This is a genomic window from Paenibacillus arenosi (genome assembly GCF_014841135.1).
In the GTDB taxonomy this organism is placed as follows: domain Bacteria; phylum Bacillota; class Bacilli; order Paenibacillales; family Paenibacillaceae; genus Paenibacillus_B; species Paenibacillus_B arenosi.
Genome location: NZ_JACYTN010000011.1, coordinates 96,915 through 119,814 on the forward strand (window position 1 = coordinate 96,915; position 22,900 = coordinate 119,814).

The window sequence follows — 22,900 nt, forward strand, 5'->3', positions numbered from 1 at the left end:
ATTAGGAGGGCACTATTATGGCTGAAGCATATCTTGGTGAAATTCGCATTTTCTCAGGAAACTTTGCTCCAAATGGATGGGCATTGTGCAATGGACAATTGATGCCAATTGCACGATATACTGCGCTATTCTCGATTCTCGGTGTCCAATACGGTGGAGACGGTAGATCAACGTTTGCTCTCCCCAACCTTATGGGACAAGCACCCATGCATCAAGGTCATGGGCCTGGCTTGACACCACGAACCATTGGTGAACAAAACGGAAGCCCAACAGTTACATTACTACAGACTGAAATACCTTCACATACCCATATTCCACAAGCAATTAATGATGTGGGCTCAAGCAACAATCCTGAGAAGCAGATATGGGCACAATCACCTAAGCAAGGTCGCCCGGGACGTGAAGAGCAAAATCCGCTGTACGACACGGTCATTAATACGCCATTGTCTCCACACGCACTGCAACCAACAGGCGGTTCTCTGCCGCACAATAATATGCAGCCTTACCTTGCGCAAACATTCATCATTTGTTTGGCTGGTGTATTTCCGCCCCGCGGTTAAGCCTACATAGTAAATAGAAAAGGGCAGAGCTCCTTCTAGCCAACTAGCTAGGATGCTCTGCCTTATTTTTTGCAAAAGTAATGACATGTCGATCAGATTATCCTCTTAGTCTAGAATAACCTTTGCCCTCGGATGCAACACGCCCAATATTTTAATGGTAATGGTAATGGTAATCAACTAACTATCTTTCCGTTTACCCGCTTCGCACTTATTCCCCAATACTATTACTATTAAAATGCTGAGTCACCTGCTCAAGCCGCAACATCGCCTCATATACCCGCTCTGCCGTTATTCCTTCACCCATTAGATGAATAGACTCCTGCGGATTCGTCGTTCCAGACGCCACTTGTCTCAATAACAACTCATCCTGAACGGATAGCCCTAGATGCGACAATCGACAAGGAAGATCCATACTTTGATAGTATGGGAGCAGCTTTTCTACTTCTGCTAGGTTCCCCTCCAACACCAACTGCACAAGAATACCATAGGCAACTTTGTCGCCATGCAGCAGATGATGAGTAGATGGAGCAACGGTCAGCCCATTATGGACGGAATGGGCTCCAGCAATACGCCCAAGATGGTCGCCAAAGCCACCAACCATACCGCCCGTCATAATAATAGTCTCAAGTACCTTCACGAATGCTGGCGATAGCTCTCCGCGTTTCGCATCAGCGATACTTTGCCAGCCATCTTCCAACAATACGCTTTGACACAAACGAGCCGTAAGATGAGCAATTTGCACGGCAGCAACAGGCTGCTCCAACTGCCGTATAAGCACATCCGCCTCATACCATTTTGCCAGCGTATCCGCAATGCCAGCCCGTAAATAATCAACAGGCGCTTCCAAATTAATACGTGGCTCCACGAGTACCATTAACGAGCTTTTTGGAAATATCGTATAGTGCGTGAACTGCCCCTGCTCGTTATAAAAGACGCTCAATGGCGTCCAAGCCGCACAATTCGAAGCCAGCGTCGGCACCATAATAACTTCCAACCCTGCTTCATGAGCTGCCGCCTTTGCCACATCAATCACCTTGCCACCGCCAATGGCCACAATTACATCTGCACGCTCATTTCGAGCAGCTTGTGCAAGCCGCTCAGCTTCCGCTAATGTGCACTCGCCTTGATAAGAAACATAGATGAGGGAAAGGGACGAATCCTCCCTCTCCTTAGCAAGCTCATCTATCAATTCTTCGGTCAATCCATGCTCAAAAGCATGTTGCAGCTCCTGATCCTGAGCTCGCTCCTGCGTGTGCTTCCATTTAGGCAAATAAGGCTGCGCAGCCTCTAGAGAACGCTCGCCATGAATGACGAGCACTCTTCGAAAAGCATAAGGCTGCAGCAATGACTCCAACCTGCTCAAAATCCCTTCTTCACAATAGTAAAGAGCTGGTGCACCTCTGACGACAATTCGTTGTTCCAACGCTGACGCTGTCACGATGTCACTCACTTCCTTTTCAACATCCACTCAGGTTTGCCAAAACCTTTAAACTGCTCGTCAATCGCTTTCTCAAATTCCGGTGATTCTACAGCTGCCTTCAACGCTTTTGCAAATGGTTTTTCTAGGTCAGCTGTGTTGACAACGACACGGTTGCGGTAGTCATCCGGCATATTTTCCAACTGCAAAGCCTTTAGCAGATCCATCTTCGCTGCAAGTGCAAAGTTACCTGGAACTAGCGATAGGTCAACACTATCAACTGCTCGCGGCAATTGTCCCGCTTCGATCGGTTGGAAAACAAGCTGCTTCGGATTATCTTTCACATCTTTTTCAGATACACGCAGCGGATCAACGTTGCTGTCTACTGTAATTAAGCCTGCATCTTGCAGCAAACCGAGCGTACGAGCCAAATTCGTTGGATCATTTGCTACTGCCACTGTGCTTCCTTCGGTAATCTCTTCTAATGACTTATATTTGTTCGAGTAAATACCCATTGGAGCTGTCGGTACAATAACAAGCTCAGACAATTGCAAATCATTTTCTTTTGCGAAGTTTTCCATGTAAATCTTGTGCTGGAACAGGTTTGCATGGAGTTCTCCGTTGCCTAGTGCTCGGTTCGGCATAATATAGTCGCCAAATTCAATAACTTCGATTGTGTATCCCTGTTTCTCCATAATCGGCTTAATTACCTTTGTAACCATATCACTGTACGGTCCAGCTGTTGCACCAATTTTCAACGCTTTCGTATCTTCATTTGCAGAGCCGGATTTGTCTGATGAAGAACCACAACCCGCTAGCAAGCCAATCGTTAAAATAATAGATAAAATGAGTGCAAATTTTTTCATGATTATACCCCTCCACTTAATATAAAAATGTATGCGTCTTAGCGCTTGTCTACTTTTTTTGCGATGAAGTCACCGCCGTATTGAATAAGCTGTACTAAACAAATAAGAATAACGACCGTTGTGAACATAATCGTATCGTCGTAGCGATTGTAACCGAAGCGAATGGCCAAGTCACCGATACCGCCACCGCCGATAATCCCAGCCATTGCTGAGTAGGCAACCAAGCTAATCGCTGTAATGTTAATGCCTTGAATGATGCCTGGCTTTGCTTCAGGAAGCAGAACATCTTTAATGATCATCCATGGTGTTGCACCGATCGAAACCGCAGCTTCAATAACGCCCTTGTCGATTTCGCGCAAAGCTTGCTCTACTAACCTTGCAAAGAACGGAATGGCAGCGACCGACAATGATACCGATGCAGCCGTAGGGCCAATCGTTGTCCCTGTAAGCATCTTCGTGAACGGGAACAACAGCACCATCAAAATGATAAATGGAATCGATCGGATCATATTCACGATGAAACCTAAAATGTTTTTTACCGCCACATTTTCAAGAAATAAACCACGATCCGTCACGAACAATACAATGCCTATCGGCAAGCCAACTACAATGGCTGCTGCAAGCGAAATTCCCACCATGTAAAGCGTTTGGAAAAATGATTTGTTTAGATCAGGCAGTATTTCAATCACGGATGAAAAATCAAACATGATGCAGCACCTCCACTCGATGCGTTCGCTTCGTTATGTATTCAATTGCCCGCTGTACTTCAGCACCTTCTCCGATTAACTCCAAAATAAGAATGCCCAGCGGGTTGTCATGGATGTACTCAATCTTGCCATGCAAAATGTTACCCTTAACATCAAACGCACGCAGTACCTCTGTTATGACAGCTTCCTCTGCTTGCGGAGCAACGAAGTGAATTTTGACAATCGTTCCTTGGCACTTCCTCAACATGCGTTCTGGCAGCTCGAATTGGAACAAGCTCTTCATAAATGACTGCGTCGTCGGATGCTGCGGATCAGAGAACGTATCATATACTTTGCCTTCTTCGACAATAATGCCGTTTTGCATAACCGCCATCCGATCGCAAATGTCCTTCACAACTTCCATCTCATGTGTAATGAGCACAATTGTCAGCTGTAGTCCACGATTAATCTTCTTCAGTAGTTCTAGAATGGACTGTGTCGTCTCTGGATCTAAGGCAGAAGTCGCTTCATCACATAACAGCACGTGCGGATCATTCGCCAATGCTCGTGCAATACCAACGCGCTGCTTCTGTCCGCCGCTCAACTGCGCAGGATATGCATCCCGCTTATCCGCTAGTCCAACCATATCGAGCAGTTCCGTAACACGTACCTCTATCTCTTGTGGGGACTTGTGATTCGCTTTGAGTGCGAATGCAATGTTTTCATAAACAGTCTTCGCACGAATGAGATGAAAATGCTGAAAAATCATCCCGATCTTTAGGCGCGCTTGGCGCAGTTGCTCTCCCTTGAGCGTTGTCAGATCGACTCCGTCTACGAACACATGCCCCGAAGTCGGCTCCTCCAGTAAATTGATGCAGCGCAGCAAGGAACTTTTTCCTGCTCCACTACGACCGATGATGCCGAAAATTTCTCCTTTGTTAATCGTTAAGGAAACATTATTTACTCCGAGCACGTTGGCTTTCTTGCTCTTGTACTCTTTTACGAGATTCTGTATCTCGATCATCTCTCTCACCCCATTGCTTCATTCTCGCTGCTTAGCCAATTACCGCATAGTCCCTTCTATATACAAAAAAACCTCTTTCGCTAGAGAAAGAGGTTAGACTTGTGTCATTGGCTAACTTATCTCTCAGAATGGTTCACATTCCGTAGGATTTAGCACCGTTTACTCGATGGTAAGGTTGCCGGACGTCGTAGGGCCTATTCCCTCAGTCGCTCTTGATAAGGTAAAAATATGAAGTTGCATTGAAAAAAATATTACACACATATGAAAAAGTTGTCAATCAAAATTTTTAAATAAAATCTTGTGTGTTTCGAACAGTCACATCTTCCGATTATGTTCCGAAACGCTGTCTATATCCGCACCTGCGGCATAATTCCTCTACCGCTTCACGGTTGGAAAAACCGTAATACAGATTGTTGGCCCGTTCCCCATCGATAATTTCCGTAAATGTCTTCTCATGAACGTTACCCAAATTGATAACACCTTCACCATCCAGACAGCAGGGCACAACGGTCCCATCAACGAGTACAGCCGCTTGGCTGCGCAGCGCATAACAAAACCCTTTGCCATCGTCCTCTGGTGCATCCAGGCTCGGCCATTGGAACTCATGGTCTTGATTCAAATAGATACGATTCGCTATTTTAACACCGCTGCCGGGAACGACCTTTTCCTCAATTTTAAAGTCGAGGTTAAATTCCTTCTCCAATACTTCCAACGTTTCACGGTTGCGCTGCTTCTCTAGATTGGTCATATTGTCCTGCGTTAAGTTCCACAAGCGGAACGAGAAAATAACTTTATGTTCTTCTGCTTCACGAACGAAGGAAAGGATTTCGCGCAAATATTTCTCCCGATTCTCAGATCCGATATGACCATCGAAACTGTGCAGCGAAAAATTCATCTGGCGCAGCGCAGGCTTGCCGAGCAGCTTATGTTTGTTTTTCGTAATTAACGTTCCATTCGTCGTAATATTAACCTTGAGCCCTTTCTCATGTGCAGCATCAAGCAGTTCATCAATCTTCGGATGAAGCAAAGGCTCACCTTTAACATGGAGATAAATATAATCGGTATGCGGCTTTACTTGATCAAGCACTTGATTGAACGTATCGAGCTTAATGAAGCCTTTCGCCCTTTCGGTAGGTGGGCAAAAGGTACAAGCCAAATTGCATACGCTCGTAATTTCAATATAAACCTTTTTAAATTGTCTCAACTGTAGTTCCTCATTCCTCATATGTCTGTCTATGTGTACGAAACTTCGTTTATTTTTAAAGTGCTATACCTAACTTTACTATAGTCAGGCTGTAATATGAAGTGTATGGCTTCGACCTCTCCATGTATACACAGCAAAAAAGCCCAAGCAGTTGTTTCTGCTTGAGCTTTTCCTAATCCCGTTCCATCGTGTGCGGCAATATAGATGCTCGCGCTTACCTACTTACTTTACACGAAGCAAGGTCATCTGATTGTTTGTATAGTTAAACAACAACACTTGTGTAGAATCAGCCCATACCAACCTTGTATGATCTGGAACTGTTACTTGGAGAATGTTACGGATCGGTTTCACTGCGCCGACATAATAGTAATCTTTATTCTGTTTGCTATCCAAATGACTTCTCTTCTGGGTATAAAACATGCCCTCCCCTAAAATAGTCATTCCTTCACTAAGCGGCCCTGTTCCAAGCTTAACTGGCTTCAGCATCTTACCATTATGAATCTCTGCAAGTGTAGAAGCTTTATAATTCATCACGTACAATCGACCACCTATAATTGTATAGTAGAGAGAATCTTGATCTGAATCTGACGCCGCTACATTATGCATCCATAGCCGTTTACCATGCTTAGAAAAGACACTTATTCTTTTGAAAAGAAGCGGTTGTTCCTTTGTATTTTTATAAATATTAGCAGATACTACGAACTTTCCGTCTGGCAGAAACTCAGCTTTCCACGCATTTTCCACTTGATTTTTTTTCAATTTTCCTTGTTCACGATTGTATGTATAATTTCGTAGTACTTTACCCACTTCATCTCGCACAGTAACCGTTAGTTTATTAAAATCATGTTCGTACTTTACGATATACACATATTCACCATTGCCAAAATGGGCTAAATGACCATTGCGCTCTACCGACTTTATTAGTTTTCCAGAGCTATCATAATATCTCAAAAGTGTCTTATTAGCATCGAAATCTAGCGAAGACGCTGTCATTAACCTGCCATCGGACAGAAGCCATGGCCCTTTTACTGTAAAATCATTGTTCTCTAATACGGGGGTCACAATTTTCCTTGTAATCTTTCCTGTAGCTGACTGGACTGTTAATATCGCATCACCGATCGTCTCGCTCTGAAAATAACTGTCTCCTGTTTCGCTCATCTTTTGAACTTCTCTAGTTATATAACCCGTTATTATGATTTCACCATTATGCTGAATTTCCAATTCATCCATATAAGTATAGGTGCTGAAATCTCCTTCAAACAATCCTGACAAAGAGATTTTCCATACGCGCTCACCCGTTGTTAAATCATAACTTGCTAGCCCGTATTCCTTATTTTTTGTAGAACTAAATAATTCGTTCTCTTTACTTTTTACAGCGTACATAGCAATTATCATATTACGTTTTTTATCTACAACGGTAGCTGCAATCTCCCATTCTTTTGGAAATTGAAATTTCCATGCCGTTGAATAGTAAGCAGGCTTCATCTTGCCTGAACTATCCACCTTCTTAATCGTATACGTTTCTGTTCCTCCCTTACTACTCGCACTTACTGTCGGGACTGGAATACAGAAGACCGTTATGACTACCAACAATGTTAATCTTGTGCACAACATACGAAGCCGCTCTCTCATCATACATCCCCTTTATTCTACTAATCGTGAGTGAAATAGACACTTGTCATACTCGGATGGGGAGAATATTTCCACCCAAGTATATTTACACGCCTATTTTAATATAACGGCTTCGTTTGGTAAAATATAGTGTTATAATCACAGCAATTAAATTAAAAAACCGCCAAGCCTACTAGGCTCAGCGGTCGTAATCGTATTATTGTTGTTTAGCGCTATCAATTACCTCTTGCGGCACTTTGATTTCGCCAATCTCATTATGCTTGGAGAATGTTGATTTCATATCCATAAGCAAGCTCATTTTTTGCCCGCCTTCTTCCATCGTCAAATCCATAACCATATCAGACTTTGTCGGCAAAAATGTTTCTTTATTCACAGCAAAGGAAAGCTTTACACTTTTAATGTTCATTTGCTCAATCATCGCTACCATTTGTGGATCTTTACCGCTTGCAGATTGGCTCATTACTTTCTTAACCATTTCCTTCATTCCGTCACCAGACAATTCAGCATTCATCACATACTGATCGCCTTCTTCAGCTACTTTCATATCTTTCGCAGCAGCACGGAACGCTTCAAACTGCTGTTCTGGGCTAATTTGTCCTTGTACTTGAGCCAACAATTCAGCTTCAGCTTCTTTAGGAAGCTTCACCCAAGCGCCTTCAACTTCAACAAACATACCTTCTTTAGCAATATATTGTTTCATGTTTTGCTCTTGACCAGCCAAAGACATTTTCATTTCTTGGTAAAGATGCATTGGGTCTTTTGTAATCTCACTCTTCAATGAAATATCGACCTTTTGCTCTTGCTTCTGATCGCCTTCACCAACGATGATATTTTGCTTAATCGTACCTTCCATTGCAAAATTCTTGGATGTTTTACCCGCTTCAACTGTCTTTGTGATAAGTTCTTCAGCTGTCGGTAGTGCAGCAGCTGGTTTCTGTTGTGTCTCTGTCGCAGCTGGCTTATTATCTGTAGTTGTGCCAGTTGCCCCCTTATCATTTCCACAAGCCGTAATACCTAATACGAGAATTGCGCTAAGTAGTGCTACTGTCCATTTCTTCAAAACAAGTTCCTCCCAAGATTTATATTCACCTAATATTACCCAAATGAAACGTTATAAAAACAGGTAAGTAAGGCCTAATAAGACAAGATCCGAGGCCTAAATATGTGGTTACTTGGAACTATTTAACTATTAATTCGCTTTTTATATAGGCTAAAGAACTGAATATCGATACACTTTGTTACAAGTGCAACTACATCTAAATCATCATTCTTTCCACCTCGAATCCTATCCTAATGGAGATAAACTGTATACAGAGGCTGTTAAGAATTATAATAATATAAGATTACAAGATGAAATATCATGTAAGGTTGGAGGAACTACATTGTGAAGAACCTGCTTATAACTGGCTATCGGGCACACGAGCTCGGTATTTTCAGCCAGAAACATAAAGGCATCACCTATATCCGTAAAGCAATTACAAACCGATTAATTCCATTGGTGGAAGAAGGACTAGAGTGGGTCATTACTCCAGGACAGCATGGAGTCGATCTGTGGGCCATTGAGGCTGCAATCTCCCTTCGGCAGCAATATCCCCATCTGAAATGTTCGATAATTACCGCCTTCACTCAGCCTGATCCGCAATGGAGCGATGACAAAAAAGCAAGCTACGAGCAGATTTTGCAGCAGGTGGACCATTATGCCGCAGTTAGCAACGGCCCTTATATCGGAAAATGGCAGTTCATCGCTCGTGATGATCTATTATTTCGCAAAACAGATGGGATATTGCTCGTATATGATGAAGATGCGGCAGAGGCCAGCCCTAAGTTTGTAAAGGAACGGGCTTTAAAAAAGCACGCAGAGGATGGGTATCGCTACTTCGCTATTGGGTCAGAAGAAATTCAAGCGGTAGCAGAAGAAGAGCAGCCATTTGAATACGTTGACGTTGGCCATGAATATCTTGGCGAGGAATTGTAAATGTATCAAGTGAATCGAGTTAGATCAGTCTACATCCAAGCTAATGATGGTGCGACTTTGTCTATCTTCTTCCTTGAATTCCTGCAAAAGTGCATCTATTTGGAGTTGAAAACAACTGGTTGAGGAAAATAACTGCAAATGTGCAGACATTTTTACGAAATAAGTGCCCCACATGGAAAATAAACAGATATAAATGCATATACGCATCCATTTCTATTTCTCTCATAAAATGAGCTTTAAAAAGATGCATGTTTGCATCCATTTATTTTTATTGCATCAACTCAATTAACTCAAATGAAGACCGCTAGAGATAGTCAACTCATCTCCAAACGGTCTTTTGCCATGTTCAACATATTCACTTATTCAACCTATTTAAACCAGCCCTTCTCTTTGAAGCGCATAATCGCTTCGATCCGGTTGCTGACGTCGAGCTTATCCAAAATAACCGAAATATAATTGCGAACCGTCCCTGTCGTTAAATACAGTTGGCTTGCGATTTCTTTCGTATTTTTGCCATCCGCGATCAGTTCAAGAACTTCTTTCTCACGGTCTGTTAACGGGTTCGTCTCCCCATATGACTCATCGACAAGCTCTGATGCATAAATACGCCGACCCGCCATAATGCTGCGAATTGCGCTTGCCAACTCTTCACTCGGACTGTCTTTGAGCAAATAGCCGTTCGCCCCTGCCTTGAGCGCCCTGTCAAAATAACCACTTCGAGCAAAGGTAGTTAATATAAGCACTTTGCAGCCAAATCCTTTTAGCTCCTCTGCCGCTTCCAACCCGCTCATCCCAGGCATCTCAATATCCATAACGCAAATATCTGGCTTATGCTGACGTACTAATTCAACCGCTTCCTGACCATTGCTCGCTCGACCGACGACACTCATATCCTCTTCCAAATCAAGCAGGGAAGCAAGTGCGCCAAGCAACATACGCTGATCTTCAGCTATTACGATACGAATCATGATTTCCCTACCTCCTGTTCAGGTGCTCTGAATACGTTCGGTACACTAATAATGAGCTTCATTCCATTGTCGGTTATCATTTCCATCGTGCCGTTCACAAATTCAAGACGCTCTTTCATACCTTGAAGCCCATTCCCTTTGGAAAGGTTGAAAGACTTCGGTAGTCCTACCCCATTGTCCTCAATCTTAATCGTTGCCTTCGTTTCAGCAGATTCTATCTCAATGGAACATGCCGTAGCATGACTATGCTTCACAATATTCGTTACGGCCTCTTTCACACACATACTGAGCACATTTTCATTTAATAAAGACGTGTTGGGAAGCCTTACTTCACCTTTAATAGCCAACTCAATTTCCGCAGCTTTTAAAATTTGCTCTACACGGAACATTTCTTCGTGCAGCCTAGCCCCTCGCATTTGTGTGACCAACTCGCGCACTTCCTTCAACGCACTGCGAGCGGCCTGCCGAACATCTTTTATCTCCGCTTGTGCTTGAACCGGATTCTTCGTGATGAGCTTGCTGGCTAGATCACTTTTCAATCCAATTAGCGATAACCTTTGTCCTAATGTATCATGCAAGTCACGTGCAATTCGTTGACGCTCCTCCAGCTTCACCAATTCCGAAATCCGCTTATTAGCATCCTCTAGCTGCACTTCCAACTTCTCACGCTTATTTCGATTGTATGTCGTAACCGGAAGAAGAACGACACCGAGCAAGCTGACAAGGATAAAGGGAATTTGGGAGAGCATGACTGGATTCTTTGTTAAAAACCCGTAGTTGATCGTCACGAAAGTCGTCACAAGATGAATGCAATACATCGTAATAAAACCTACTTTATGCTGAATATTTCCGATAAAGAACGCTAAAAAGAGCGAAAAATACACATAGCCGAACAGTACCGTCATCGTAACCGAAATTAAGATTTGCACCGCTGTCCAGAAGTACATGATCCGCCCTGTTGAAACAAAAGAAAGCACATAGCAAGCAAAGAACATCAGCACCATAGCGATGCCAATAATGCTTTCGTACATAGATGTGGAACTAAATATAAAATAGAAAGGGAGGATGTAGAAGATGACCCATACATAAGGGCTTAGGCCTGTACTTCTTTGAAAAATGTGATACCACTTCTGCATCGAACCCCCCCTTTCTCTCGCTGTCTCAAGTTATTTATATCGTACCATATCCACGATGAAACTTGTCGTATTCCGTTCAATTAGATGATTAAAGGTGCTCTAAGAAGAGCTAATATGATTACTTCAATGACACGCTCTTACGCATCATGATGCGCTTCCGATCCTTGAAGCTGATAAAGGACTTGCTCTCTTCATCCCACAAGCTAAAACGAAGGGAAGCAAGGCTTGTTCGCAATGTAATCGTCGTCGCATGATGCAGCGGCGGTGTGTCATCATGTGCTTTTTCTAAGTTATAGTTAGGCACCTTCGGGCTTAGATGATGCACATGATGGAATCCGATATTGCCCGTCAACCATTGCAGCACTTTCGGCAGCTTATAGTACGAGCTACCTTCCACCGCAGCCAATACATAACTCCACTCATCTTCATGCTCAAAGTAAGAATCCTCAAACTGATGCTGTACATAGAACAACCAAATGCCAAGCATTGCTGAAATAAAGAAGATTGGTCCTTGAACAAGAACAAATGCCTGCCAGCCAATGAGCCAGCACATAAATGCATACAAAGCTACGATCGCAACATTCGTCAAATGCGTATTTATTTTCTCCTTCGATCTAGCACCTTTACGGTTAAATCGATAAGCAATTAAAAAGATAGCAATGGGCCCAATCAAGAGCATCACAAACGGATTACGATATATTCTATAAGCTATTTTCGTCTTTAATGGAGCTGCATCATACTCATCAACTGTTAGTACCCACATATCTCCGATTCCGCGCTTATCGAGGTTACTGCTCGTCGCGTGATGAATCGAGTGGCAATTTTTCCATTGTTGATAAGGAACCAACGTTATTACACCGGTAATGTTACCGATAATATCGTTTGCTTTACGGCTTTTAAAGAACGATTGATGACAACAATCATGAAAAATAATAAACGTTCGAATAACAAAGCCCGCTGCAATAATCGAGATCGGCAATGTTAGCCAATACGATACGGATAAGCTTAAGTATGCCGCATACCATAGTGCAAACAACGGTACAAGCGTATTAATCATTTGTCGAATACTTTTTTTAGGATCTGATTTTTCATAAGGCATCATGTCTTTTCTTAACTTCGCTTGCTGAGCTTGAGTCATCGCATGTATTCCTCCCAAATATGACGCATAACGAACCTACCCTACAAAGACGTATTTATCTATTGTTATTATAGAAAGAACATGTCATGGGCAATAGTCATAAACGTCATTAGGGGACATGACATATGTCATATAGGCGATAGGACGTACTAAAAAAAGCATGCCGATTAGTGGCATGCTCTGTAAGGATCTATTTTAAAAATGATTTCCATTTACTTCTCTTGCAAGGAATGCATAATTTCCTTCGCACTTAAACGCCATTCAGCCATTTGTTCTTCTGTACAGTTAAATGTCCCTAGTAGAATTCTGCCGTCTACCTCTGTCATGAACATTAAGTTGTAAACGTTCGTATCCACTGCTGGAGTAAGCAGTTCTAAGTAACCGACACTTTTGTTGTTGATCGTAGTCACACCATCATCATACCATGTAGCAGATGGATGTACTTTCTCAAACTGTTTTTTCATAGCGGCTACAAACTTATCCAGCTCATCTTCTGAGATCGGAGTTGGCAGATGGTTAAAAGCTACATTGATAGATCCATCTTCATCGGTATAAATTAAGGTTGGTCTATTTTCACCAGGATACTTTGTAGCTGCCATCTCTTCTGACATAATTTCAAATCCTTTTGGAATTAGTACGCTGACTTTATCGTCAAGGATTTGTATTTGTTCCAGTTGTTTGCTCCCTTTCGGCGGTGGAGCAGTTGATGAACTCTTTTGAGAACTTGATTCTTTGTCTGCACATCCCATTAGTATAAATACACACATTGCGATCAAAGCGATTACTTTTTTCATGAACATCCCCCTGTTGTGTAAAGTACCAAACTCGCCATAATAAATATGATATTTTTTCCATACAATATTTCATTATAGTGGTAATTGAACAAATTGTAAGCAAAAATTTTATAATATTAAAAATTCACATAAAAAAAACGATTGCACGTCCATGCAATCGTCATTTTCTTCCTATTCACATGTTCGTAAGATGAACACACCTATTAATGACTACTTTTTAGATAGCGAAGCCCACGTGCTTTCAAGCCATTGATCAAAGTCATCGCCCTTTTGGCCTTCGTAAGCATCATATACGTCTGAACGCATTTTTTGAAGTTTTTCTTTAAATTGTTCATACGTATGATCGGCTGGCAAGCTCTTCTTAATTCTGACCAACAATTTCGTAAGACCTTTTACGATCTCACCATTTTTTCTTGGCGGCAGCTGAACATCTTCACCAAGTTTCTTCAATTCACGGTAAGCCGCTTCTTGAACTTGATACACCGTATCATTCATCAATCTATGTTTGAGTACATCAATGACTTGAGGGTTGTCCAATTGACCCAATTGTTCAACAGCATCTAAACGCTCTCTCCAGTTCGATGTACGGTTTGCCGCCTTTTTTAATTCCTCATATTTTGAAGCTGCTTCTTGTTGCAATTCTTGGTTGTCCAATTCCATTTACTCCATCTCCTTTTATCTACTCAGCAAACGATGCTTGTTCTCTTCTATAAAGAATTAGCAACATGCTTTCTATTTCGATCAGTCACCTTTAGTGTCACTAGCATTAGTTCCATTGGGATTTTTAGTGCCTTTACTTTTGTAAGGTTTTGGCGCATTCTGTCTCCGCTTCTCACTAGCCTGCCAGCGGTTCCAGCCTTTTTTGCCTGTTCCTCTCCCCGTTCCTTTACCTTTGCTTTTACTCAAATGATCACTCCGTTACCTATTTTGCACAGACTTATAGGTTGATCGTGTAGATGCATTACCGTTTGTCCCTGCTAAATTGCTCTTAATCCAAGCATGTTGAAATATACCCTATCCTATACCATATGTACAGAAAAAAGATAATCCGCGCTGGTACGTGCCAGACACGGATTATCTTTATTATACCTTATCAGTTGTGTTAGTCCATCACTTGGCAATCCTTACTCTCGTGTAGAGAGTGACTAAAAATATCAGGCGGAGGAAGTAGGCGGTGAATGTTTCAATCCACACTCTCGTGTAGAGAGTGACAAAAATCAGTTGGAATGTCCATCAAAAAATCCAGTTTCAATCCACACTCTCGTGTAGAGAGTGACTTAGGATGCGAGATATTGATACAACAAAGATGCGAGTTTCAATCCACACTCTCGTGTAGAGAGTGACCGATTCTCCCTCGTGCCTGTTCCAGTAGCCCTTCCTGTTTCAATCCACACTCTCGTGTAGAGAGTGACCAAGCATACTGTATATATTCCGCTTCTTGTATAGTTTCAATCCACACTCTCGTGTAGAGAGTGACTTAGTAGTAGTTAATTAAGTACTTAAGGGTTTAAGTTTCAATCCACACTCTCGTGTAGAGAGTGACTGCGAGCTTTTTGAGCCCTTACTACGCAAGGGCTCAGAGGCCCAAAAGTGCGAATCTCGTTTTTCACCCCATTTTCCAACGTGCAAAAACAAGAAAAATGTTCAAAACTCGCGCCACTGCGCAGGTGCGAATACCCTAGGGATTTTATGTGCACTTAAGGTTCGCACCAAATCAAATAATTGAAAAAGTAAAGATTTCCCCCTAAAACATTAATAGTTCACGTTAAGTTTTATTACGGTTAAATCAGCTAGTAATGGAGAGCGACACCACAGCTATCAGAAGATTGATCGTGACCGTGAGTTTCAATCCATGCTCTCGCGTAGAGAGCGACAAACCCTTTCGGTTCATTGTTGACCATCATAGAGGTTTCAATCCACGCTCTCGCGTAGAGAGCGACTTCGACCACCATACAGTGAATCTTGGGCATTCTGGTTTCAATCCACGCTCTCGCGTAGAGAGCGACGTTCATACTCCATTCCTGATCTGCGAGCGGAGACAGTTTCAATCCACGCTCTCGCGTAGAGAGCGACCGGCATTGAAATTTGCGAGTCCGGCGACTACCAGTTTCAATCCACGCTCTCGCGTAGAGAGCGACACTAATAGTACATAAAATTTGGAGGGACTAATTTGTTTCAATCCACGCTCTCGCGTAGAGAGCGACTTTGGGGTAGACATAGTTGTTGACACAAGTGAAGTGTTTCAATCCACGCTCTCGCGTAGAGAGCGACAGGTGTCTTTTCAGCTAGCATAACACAAGGGATCAGGGCACTAAAAGTGCGAACCTCTCTTTTTCAGAACATTTTCTGGCCCAAAATAGGATAAAAAGGCTCGCAACCCGCGCCATAGCGCAATCGCGAACATCCCAGGGATTTTATGTGCGCTACAGGTTCGCACAATATGCCCATAATTAGCACAATAACCCGCTCCGGTGTGCACCGGAAACGGGTTATCCATTTGCGAGTCAGAGTAAACGAATGGGTGCCTTGCTGCATGAATCATTCTAAGAAAGTAGACTGATACACAATAATCACTCCATGATTACTTACTACTCACCATTCACCTTATTAACAGCTCTTTTATTTCAAATATAGAGAACATCTACTATAAGAGAATCTCTACCTTGAATCTACACCATCACTTTACAAATGTTGTTCGTAAACTCCACTGGATCTTGCAGCGGCAAGCCTTCGATCAACAACGCTTGGCTGTACAACAAGTTCGTGTACAATGCCAGCTTTTCTTGATCAGCAGATGTATGCGCAGCTTTCAAAGATGCGAACACGTCATGGTTGACGTTAATCTCCAATACTTTGTCTGCTTGCACATCTTGGCTGTTCGGCATTGCTTTCAAGATTTTCTCCATCTCAATCGTCAATTCGCCTTCCGTAGACAAGCACACGGGATGAGACTTCAAACGCTTGGATGCTTTAACGCTCTTCACTTTGCCTGACAACAAGCCAGTCATCGCTTCGAACAGCTCCTTATTGTCGTTCTCTTCTTCCTCAGAAATTTCATTCTCGTCCGCTTCGATGCCCAAGTCACCGCTCGATACGTTCTTGAACTCTTTTTCTTTGTAGCTCATAATCATTTTGATCGCAAACTCATCGATATCGTCTGTGAAGTAGAGAATTTCATAGCCTTTATCAGATACAAGTTCTGTCTGCGGCGATTTCTCAATGCGCTCAACGGACTCGCCTGAAGCATAGTAAATGTACTTCTGATCTTCCTTCATTCTTGAAACGTACTCATCCAACGTAACCAGCTTCTTCTCTGTAGAAGAGTAGAACATGAGCAAGTCTTGCAGCACGTCTTTGTTCATACCGTAGTCGCTGTATACGCCGTATTTCAACTGTCTACCGAAAGCTTGATAGAACTTATCGTACTGCTCTCTTTCGTCTTTCAGCAAGCTTTGCAATTGCGACTTAATCTTGTTCTTAATATTTTTCGCGATAAGCGTCAATTGACGGTCATGCTGCAGCATTTCACGGGAAATGTTAAGCGACAGATCCTCGGAATCGACCATACCTTTTACAAAACCAAAGTAATCCGGCAGCAAGTCCCCGCATTTATTCATAATTAGAACGCCATTGGAATAGAGCTCAAGACCTTTCTCGTATTCCTTTGTATAGTAATCGAACGGCGTATTTTCCGGGATAAATAGAATTGCGTTGTACACAACCGCACCGTCTGCACTAATATGAATATGCTTCAAAGGCTTGTCGAAGCCGTAACGCTTCTCGTTATAGAAGTTCTCGTAGTCTTCCGTCGTTAGCTCACTTCTATTTTTGCGCCAAATCGGAACCATGCTGTTAACCGTTTGCTCTTCTGTATATGTCTCTAGCTCGTTATCTTCGTTGCCTTCAATTGGACGGTGGCTCGTCACGTCCATCTTGATCGGATAACGAATGAAATCAGAGTACTTCTTAATGATCGCTTTCAAACGATACTCGTCCAAATACTCATCATAGTTATCTTCTTCCGTGTTGTCCTTGATGAGTAGCGTAATTTCTGTACCCACAGTCGCTTTTTCAGCTGCTGTAACCGTGTAGCCGTCCGCACCTTTGGACTCCCACTTGAATGCCTCTTCGCTGCCAACCGCTTTACTCACAACCGTTACGACATCCGCAACCATGAATGCAGAGTAGAAGCCAACACCGAATTGACCGATAATGTTGTGTCCGTCTTTACTTTCATTTTCTGTCTTAAATGCAAGCGAGCCAGACTTCGCGATAACGCCCAAGTTGTTCTCCAGCTCTTCCTTCGTCATCCCGACACCTGTATCGGTAAGCGTCAGAGTACGCTTGTCTTTATCAATTGCAACTTTAATATAGTAGTTCTCTTTTTCAAATACGACGGACTCATCAGCAAGTGCTTTGTAATACATTTTGTCAATCGCGTCACTTGCGTTGGAAATAAGCTCTCTCAAAAAGATTTCACGCTGCGTGTAAATGGAGTTAATCATCATTTCGAGCAAACGCTTGGATTCTGCTTTGAACTGTTTTTTAGCCATGAAGAAGTCTCCTTTCAGATTGGAAAATAACATGTATATGTGTATGTAGTTGTCTAGTTCGTTGTATAGGGCTGCGAGCAGATAAAGGAGCTCCCGATCTTAGATGCGGATCAGTTCGTCACCTTGCCATTGTTAGCACTCAGTGAGTTAGAGTGCTAATCCCTCTTTTTTATATAACACACCCTAATTTTCCATGTCAATAACAATCAGTAAAATTATGAAAGTTTACTTGCAGAATGTTCATGCGCAACTTCCTCTAACGAGCGCCATTGACGTTATTTTCGTGAAATCGTCCATTGTGGAGATGTAACGATTGTGCGGGAGCCTATTTTAGAAAAATGGATGGATGTTATCGCTCCACCCGGCAAATAAGTGCGCTGACGTTCGTTACAATTCTACACACGTCAATATAGGCTGATTAGCCTCTGCTGCAACCGTTAGCACATATTCCTCTGCGAAACTAAGTAACAGGCTCGGCGTAACGCAGATCATTGTATTGCGATCTTCAACTAAATTTCATTATGCCCTTCAAAACGATCCCGTTTCGTTAGTACTAGCTTGCCACATGCTGCTCGCCTTACTGCTTTAACATATCTAACGAACTCTTCTAACGCATCGCCCGATGTCCAACCGCCTGTAGTTGTATTCCTTTCGCTACCAGCATGTCCCGAATATGGCTGGCAAACACCCTTGCATGTTCCCCATCGCCATGAATGCAGATCGTCTCTGCCTTCAACATCACTTCTACATCATCACGCGAACGAACCGTTCCTGTTGTGACCATTTCGAGGATTTGAGCAGCAGCTTCGGCTGGATCACTAATCAATGCATTTGGCTCTGTTCTCGGTGTTAGGCTTCCATCTCGACAATACGTCCGATCCGCAAATACTTCGCTCGCCGTCTGCAATCCAATGCGTTCACCAGCTTGAATCAGCTGGCTGCCAGACAGCCCATACAGCATCAGCTCTGGATTCACTCGATACACGGCTTCGGCAATCGCCTCCGCAAGTTTTTCCTGTTGAGCGGCCATATTGTACAGGGCTCCATGCGGCTTTACATGCTGCATTGTTCCACCTTCGGCACGAACAAAACCGTCCAAGGCACCGATCTGGTAAACCGTCATATCATACGCTTCTTCTGGCGTAATTGCCATATTGCGTCGGCCAAAGCCTGCTAAGTCAGGCAGCCCAGGGTGAGCCCCAATCGCTACCTGCTTCTGCAAGGCCATCTGTACCGTTTGCCGCATCGTTCGCGGATCACCCGCATGATAGCCACAAGCGATGTTCACGGACGTTACGAGGTCAAGAATAGCCTTATCGTTGCCGATCGTGTAGGCACCAAAGCTCTCCCCCATATCGCAGTTCAAGTCAATCGTATACATTTAACGGGGACCTCCTGTCTTCATGTATAGCTGAACGTATGTTGCTAACCGCAACAATGATAATTCTGCTGAAATATACTCCCGTTGCGCTTCTTCTAATGAAATTTCGGCAAATCGGATTCGTTCTCCCGGCTTCACTTGAGCCAGTACCGGAAGATCCACGCTTGCCACTTGTGCCATTTTCGGATAGCCACCGACGGTTTGCCGATCTGCCATCAATATAATCGGATTCCCATCTGGTGGTACTTGAATCGTCCCGAAAGATACAGCTTCTGATAACAGCTCGATAGACGCCTCTAAGCGAAGTGCCGCTCCCTCCAAACGATATCCCATCCGATCCGATTGAGGGGTAACACGGAAGCGTCGATTAACCAGTTCCGCCCTGCTGTCTAGCGTAAATTTGGTATATTCACGTCCTTGTACGAAACGAATAACGGGTTCATCACGATAAACGGGTTGAGCTGTATAGCCAATAAACCAAGTAGCTGCAAGGAAAGGGACTGCTTGCAGTGCAGCTTGACGCTCCTTCATATAACAAACAGCATGATTCGAAGCTGTACCAATAGGCAGTACATCTCCCGCTCGTAAAGCTCTGCCTTCATGCCCTCCTATACCTGCACGCAAATATGTGCTGCGGCTCTGCAGCACTATCGGCACGTCAATGCCGCCCGCTACCGCCAGATATGCCCTCGCACCTAATCGGCATTCTCCGAACTCCACCACCTCGCCTGCCCTCACGAGGATAGGCCGCCACAACGGTACATCTTCACTACTAATAGTCGGTGATAGATCCCCACCGCAAATCGCGATTAGCGCATCCGCCTCAAAGCGAATTGCTGGCCCGCGCAGCGTAATTTCCAGTGCAGCTGCACCTGTTCCATTGCCCACCAATATATTCGCTGCCCGCAGTGCAAATGTATCCATCGCTCCACTTACAATAACGCCTTGCTCCTGGTAACCATATCTGCCTAAATCTTGCACCGTTGTAAGTAAGCCCTGCTTTATTATTGAAAGGCTCATTGCTCATCCTCTTTCCATTCCGCAAATTGTTCAGGTTCAATCGGGTAGAAGCGAACGATATCGCCCATCTTTAATAAACTAGGGTCTACGTGATGCGGGCGGAACAATTGGCGCGGTGTCCTGCCGATGAGCTGCCATCCGCCAGGAGTAGCCAATGGATAAATTCCCGTCTGGCTTCCTCCAATACCAACTGAACCTGGGGTAATAGCCGTCCGCGGGGAACTGCGCCGCGGAACAGCAATCCGTTCATCCATGCCACCAAGATACGGAAACCCTGGAGCGAAGCCGACCATGTATACCAAGTAAGATTGACCACAGTGCAGCGCAATAACTTCCTGCGGGCTTAATCCTGTATGTTCCGCTACCTCTAGCAAATCCGGTCCAAATGCTCCACCATAACAAACGGGGATGTCCACTATAGTTGCAGCATTTGTAGCATTTCTCGCATTTGTAGCACTAGTGGAAATATTGGAATTTACACAATCTGCGCTGCTGGATTCCATCACCACCTCCATAGAGCAAAGCATTCCCTCAATAATTCCCTTGAGAAGCTCAAACGGAGAATCTGTAAGCTGCCCATCATAACGATAACAGCGCTCACCAGTAGCTGAATCACGCAGTTCCATCGGGTCGTAGACTATCGTAACCGTCGTATAGGAAGGTATAAGTTCGATGATGCCTGATATAGCAGCACGCTCCAATTTCACACAAAAGGTACGAATTTTTTCATGAGTATGTCGTGCTATGCTACCACCCCAATCAACGAGCAGCGCTCGATCCCCCAAAGGGACGATAGGTATGTGATGCACATTGCCTTCTTCCTGTGTACCCATTATCGTTGAATGCATGGAAGTCTCCTTTTTTACGCGATATGGAACATCATAAATTCTACGGCATATCAACTGAAATTCATGGTATCTTTCGTTCATTATATCGTACTGCGAGCATGAACATGATGAATGTATCTATTAAGATCTATTAAGCAACTACTCGCTATGTAGCACTTTGATCTTCTCTTTTAATGAACCTATTGTCTCTCTGCAGCGTTTCACCTTGCGCGATACCAGTAACAATTTTCATTCCTCGTTTAAGGTCAGGTTCATATCCTCTAAAGTCCGAACTATAGACAAGATGAATCGCCCCCTCGACAGGATGGCCACTGACGATTTCTAGTACCTTCATTTTAAACTGTGTGTATTTAGAGTTGATTCGCGGGATTACTTTACTTGTTATTTTTTCATGGACCTTCTGTTCAGGTATGCCAGGCTTGCCGAATCGATCCGTCTCGTATTCAGGTAATTCACCGAGTGATTCTGCCACAACGATGGTTTCTGATCGTTCTATCATTTCCTGATAAGAAATTGGTCTAATTGCATAGTTGGGAGGGTCGTAATTGTAAACGGGATAATGCTCACGCAGTTGTTGGATACGCTGTAGCGATAGTGGAGGAATCGTTTTTTCTTTATGCATATTAGCGGATAAACCAGTTATTATGAGGAGAAAACAACCTACGACAAGCAGAATCTTACTCTTTTGTGCTTTCATCATTAATATAATTCTCCCTCCATTATAATAACTAGATTTGGATTTCACACAAATTATAACGGACGATTTTAAATCGCAGCAACAAAAAACAGTCCCCACCTAAGCAGGGACTGTCTCATACCAGCTGCATTCCTTACAGCAAGCATGCAGCAAGAACACGATTCAATTAAGGTACAACCACCGTTATTGTCGATGATAGTGAAGTTCCATAAGAATTAATAAGCTTAACTTGGTATACATAAGTTCCTGAAGGTTTGTTGTAAAAAGCTTGGGAGGCATGTTGAGGCTCTTGACCATTATCAATCAATGAACCTGTGTAGTTCGGAGATAGAAGGACGCCTTGTCCATTCTCTTTCAACTCCCATCTATCAGCGTTGTTGCCGGACGTGATGTTGAAGCCAACAGTAAAGCTACCGTTAACAGGCTCTGTTGCATAAATGACAGGTGTTGCTGGGGAACCCGAGTATTTATGAATATTTACGATTGCTGGTTTGGACTGCACGACACTTCCATCCTGATAATACGCTCTTACTACATATCCGTATTGACCATATGCCGTACTAACATGCTCGCAGCTTGTCGTCGTCAAGTTCGCGCATCCTACCGCTACTTCTCCACCCCATGGATATAAAGTTGGATAACGATAAACCGTGTAAGAAGTTACATTACTGCCGCGATTGTCCCAAGACAATTGCACATGATGATTTCCATTCGCATCTTTACCCGTATAGGTAGCCGTAATGCCGAAGGCAGGATCATTTACGATGCTACTCAAATTGCTAGTAGCTGGGCTTGCAGCAAAAGCAGACGCAGCCCCGAATAACAGCAGAACAAACGTAGTTAAAACGGTTATCATTTTTCTCATCTCATGGTCACTCCCATTTCTACGAATAGTGTGTATTTTCATTACGTAAAAAGCATGTGCAGAGACTCTATTTCTCTACTAAAAATTCGCTCTACCTCCCAAAGTTAAAGCGCATTAACATTATACTAAAGATTTA

21 protein-coding genes, 2 CRISPR repeat arrays and 1 riboswitch are annotated in these 22,900 nt (G+C 43.4%); of the genes, 2 read left to right on the forward strand and 19 right to left on the reverse strand.

Going from position 1 to position 22,900, the window contains the following annotated elements; all coding sequences use genetic code 11:
- The first annotated feature begins 17 nt into the window (after positions 1 to 17).
- Positions 18 to 560, forward strand: a complete 543-nt coding sequence (locus IFO66_RS14315) for a phage tail protein (RefSeq protein WP_192025798.1) — start codon at positions 18 to 20, stop codon at positions 558 to 560.
- 208 nt (positions 561 to 768) lie between these two features.
- On the opposite strand, the gene IFO66_RS14320 is transcribed toward IFO66_RS14315, so the two are convergent.
- The 7 genes from IFO66_RS14320 to IFO66_RS14350 form a co-directional block, all read right to left on the reverse strand.
- Complete coding sequence (locus tag IFO66_RS14320; RefSeq protein WP_337913094.1) at positions 769 to 1,998, reverse strand: iron-containing alcohol dehydrogenase family protein; 1,230 nt, start codon at positions 1,996 to 1,998, stop codon at positions 769 to 771.
- 8 nt (positions 1,999 to 2,006) lie between these two features.
- Positions 2,007 to 2,843, reverse strand: coding sequence for a MetQ/NlpA family ABC transporter substrate-binding protein (locus IFO66_RS14325; protein WP_192025799.1), 837 nt, complete (start codon positions 2,841 to 2,843; stop codon positions 2,007 to 2,009).
- A 38-nt stretch (positions 2,844 to 2,881) separates the two neighbouring features.
- Positions 2,882 to 3,550, reverse strand: coding sequence for a methionine ABC transporter permease (locus IFO66_RS14330; RefSeq protein WP_225445770.1), 669 nt, complete (start codon positions 3,548 to 3,550; stop codon positions 2,882 to 2,884).
- Entirely contained in the window at positions 3,543 to 4,553 is a 1,011-nt protein-coding gene (locus IFO66_RS14335) for a methionine ABC transporter ATP-binding protein (RefSeq protein ID WP_192025800.1), read from the reverse strand. The genes IFO66_RS14330 and IFO66_RS14335 overlap by 8 nt, the downstream gene beginning before the upstream one ends.
- Positions 4,554 to 4,666: 113 nt before the next feature.
- Positions 4,667 to 4,775, reverse strand: a riboswitch (SAM riboswitch).
- A gap of 106 nt (positions 4,776 to 4,881) precedes the next feature.
- A complete protein-coding gene (locus IFO66_RS14340; RefSeq protein ID WP_192025801.1) occupies positions 4,882 to 5,757 on the reverse strand; it encodes a radical SAM/SPASM domain-containing protein in 876 nt (291 codons plus the stop codon).
- 222 nt (positions 5,758 to 5,979) lie between these two features.
- A complete protein-coding gene (locus IFO66_RS14345; protein WP_192025802.1) occupies positions 5,980 to 7,392 on the reverse strand; it encodes a hypothetical protein in 1,413 nt (470 codons plus the stop codon).
- A 193-nt stretch (positions 7,393 to 7,585) separates the two neighbouring features.
- Positions 7,586 to 8,449: a DUF6612 family protein gene (locus tag IFO66_RS14350; protein ID WP_192025803.1), complete on the reverse strand. Its 864-nt coding sequence runs from the start codon at positions 8,447 to 8,449 to the stop codon at positions 7,586 to 7,588.
- A gap of 324 nt (positions 8,450 to 8,773) precedes the next feature.
- On the opposite strand from IFO66_RS14350, the gene IFO66_RS14355 reads away from it, so the two are divergent.
- Positions 8,774 to 9,364, forward strand: a complete 591-nt coding sequence (locus IFO66_RS14355) for an SLOG family protein (RefSeq protein WP_192025804.1) — start codon at positions 8,774 to 8,776, stop codon at positions 9,362 to 9,364.
- Between the two features lie 368 nt (positions 9,365 to 9,732).
- On the opposite strand, the gene IFO66_RS14360 is transcribed toward IFO66_RS14355, so the two are convergent.
- From IFO66_RS14360 to IFO66_RS14415, 12 genes are all read right to left on the reverse strand, one after another.
- A complete protein-coding gene (locus IFO66_RS14360; RefSeq protein ID WP_028594776.1) occupies positions 9,733 to 10,332 on the reverse strand; it encodes a response regulator transcription factor in 600 nt (199 codons plus the stop codon).
- Complete coding sequence (locus IFO66_RS14365; protein WP_192025805.1) at positions 10,329 to 11,468, reverse strand: sensor histidine kinase; 1,140 nt, start codon at positions 11,466 to 11,468, stop codon at positions 10,329 to 10,331. The genes IFO66_RS14360 and IFO66_RS14365 overlap by 4 nt, the downstream gene beginning before the upstream one ends.
- Before the next feature lie 118 nt (positions 11,469 to 11,586).
- Positions 11,587 to 12,606, reverse strand: coding sequence for a Delta(5) desaturase DesA (desA, locus tag IFO66_RS14370; protein ID WP_192025806.1), 1,020 nt, complete (start codon positions 12,604 to 12,606; stop codon positions 11,587 to 11,589).
- Positions 12,607 to 12,818: 212 nt separating this feature from the next.
- The gene (locus tag IFO66_RS14375) at positions 12,819 to 13,400 is read right to left on the reverse strand and encodes a hypothetical protein (RefSeq protein ID WP_192025807.1); all 582 of its coding nucleotides are present in this window, start codon (positions 13,398 to 13,400) and stop codon (positions 12,819 to 12,821) included.
- A 210-nt stretch (positions 13,401 to 13,610) separates the two neighbouring features.
- A complete protein-coding gene (locus tag IFO66_RS14380; RefSeq protein WP_192025830.1) occupies positions 13,611 to 14,054 on the reverse strand; it encodes a HEAT repeat domain-containing protein in 444 nt (147 codons plus the stop codon).
- An 87-nt stretch (positions 14,055 to 14,141) separates the two neighbouring features.
- A complete protein-coding gene (locus IFO66_RS14385) occupies positions 14,142 to 14,306 on the reverse strand; it encodes a DUF3934 family protein (protein WP_084509147.1) in 165 nt (54 codons plus the stop codon).
- Positions 14,307 to 14,580: 274 nt separating this feature from the next.
- A CRISPR array of direct repeats spans positions 14,581 to 14,944; the repeat unit is 32 nt.
- Positions 14,945 to 15,242: 298 nt separating this feature from the next.
- Positions 15,243 to 15,671: a CRISPR direct-repeat array (repeat unit 32 nt; unit sequence GTTTCAATCCACGCTCTCGCGTAGAGAGCGAC).
- A 398-nt stretch (positions 15,672 to 16,069) separates the two neighbouring features.
- Positions 16,070 to 17,953, reverse strand: coding sequence for a molecular chaperone HtpG (htpG, locus tag IFO66_RS14390; protein ID WP_192025808.1), 1,884 nt, complete (start codon positions 17,951 to 17,953; stop codon positions 16,070 to 16,072).
- Between the two features lie 607 nt (positions 17,954 to 18,560).
- A complete protein-coding gene (locus IFO66_RS14395) occupies positions 18,561 to 19,334 on the reverse strand; it encodes a LamB/YcsF family protein (RefSeq protein WP_192025809.1) in 774 nt (257 codons plus the stop codon).
- On the reverse strand, positions 19,335 to 20,354 hold the full coding sequence (locus IFO66_RS14400; protein ID WP_192025810.1) for a 5-oxoprolinase subunit C family protein: 1,020 nt from the start codon (positions 20,352 to 20,354) through the stop codon (positions 19,335 to 19,337). It abuts the gene before it with no gap.
- Positions 20,351 to 21,202 (reverse strand): 5-oxoprolinase subunit PxpB, encoded by an 852-nt coding sequence (gene pxpB / locus IFO66_RS14405; RefSeq protein ID WP_225445771.1) that lies wholly within the window; start codon positions 21,200 to 21,202, stop codon positions 20,351 to 20,353. The genes IFO66_RS14400 and pxpB overlap by 4 nt, the downstream gene beginning before the upstream one ends.
- 145 nt (positions 21,203 to 21,347) lie before the next feature.
- Positions 21,348 to 21,902 carry a hypothetical protein gene (locus tag IFO66_RS14410; protein ID WP_192025811.1) on the reverse strand — a complete coding sequence of 185 codons (555 nt, stop codon included), beginning with the start codon at positions 21,900 to 21,902 and terminating at the stop codon, positions 21,348 to 21,350.
- A 163-nt stretch (positions 21,903 to 22,065) separates the two neighbouring features.
- Positions 22,066 to 22,764 (reverse strand): early set domain-containing protein, encoded by a 699-nt coding sequence (locus tag IFO66_RS14415; RefSeq protein ID WP_192025812.1) that lies wholly within the window; start codon positions 22,762 to 22,764, stop codon positions 22,066 to 22,068.
- Positions 22,765 to 22,900 lie beyond the last annotated feature (136 nt).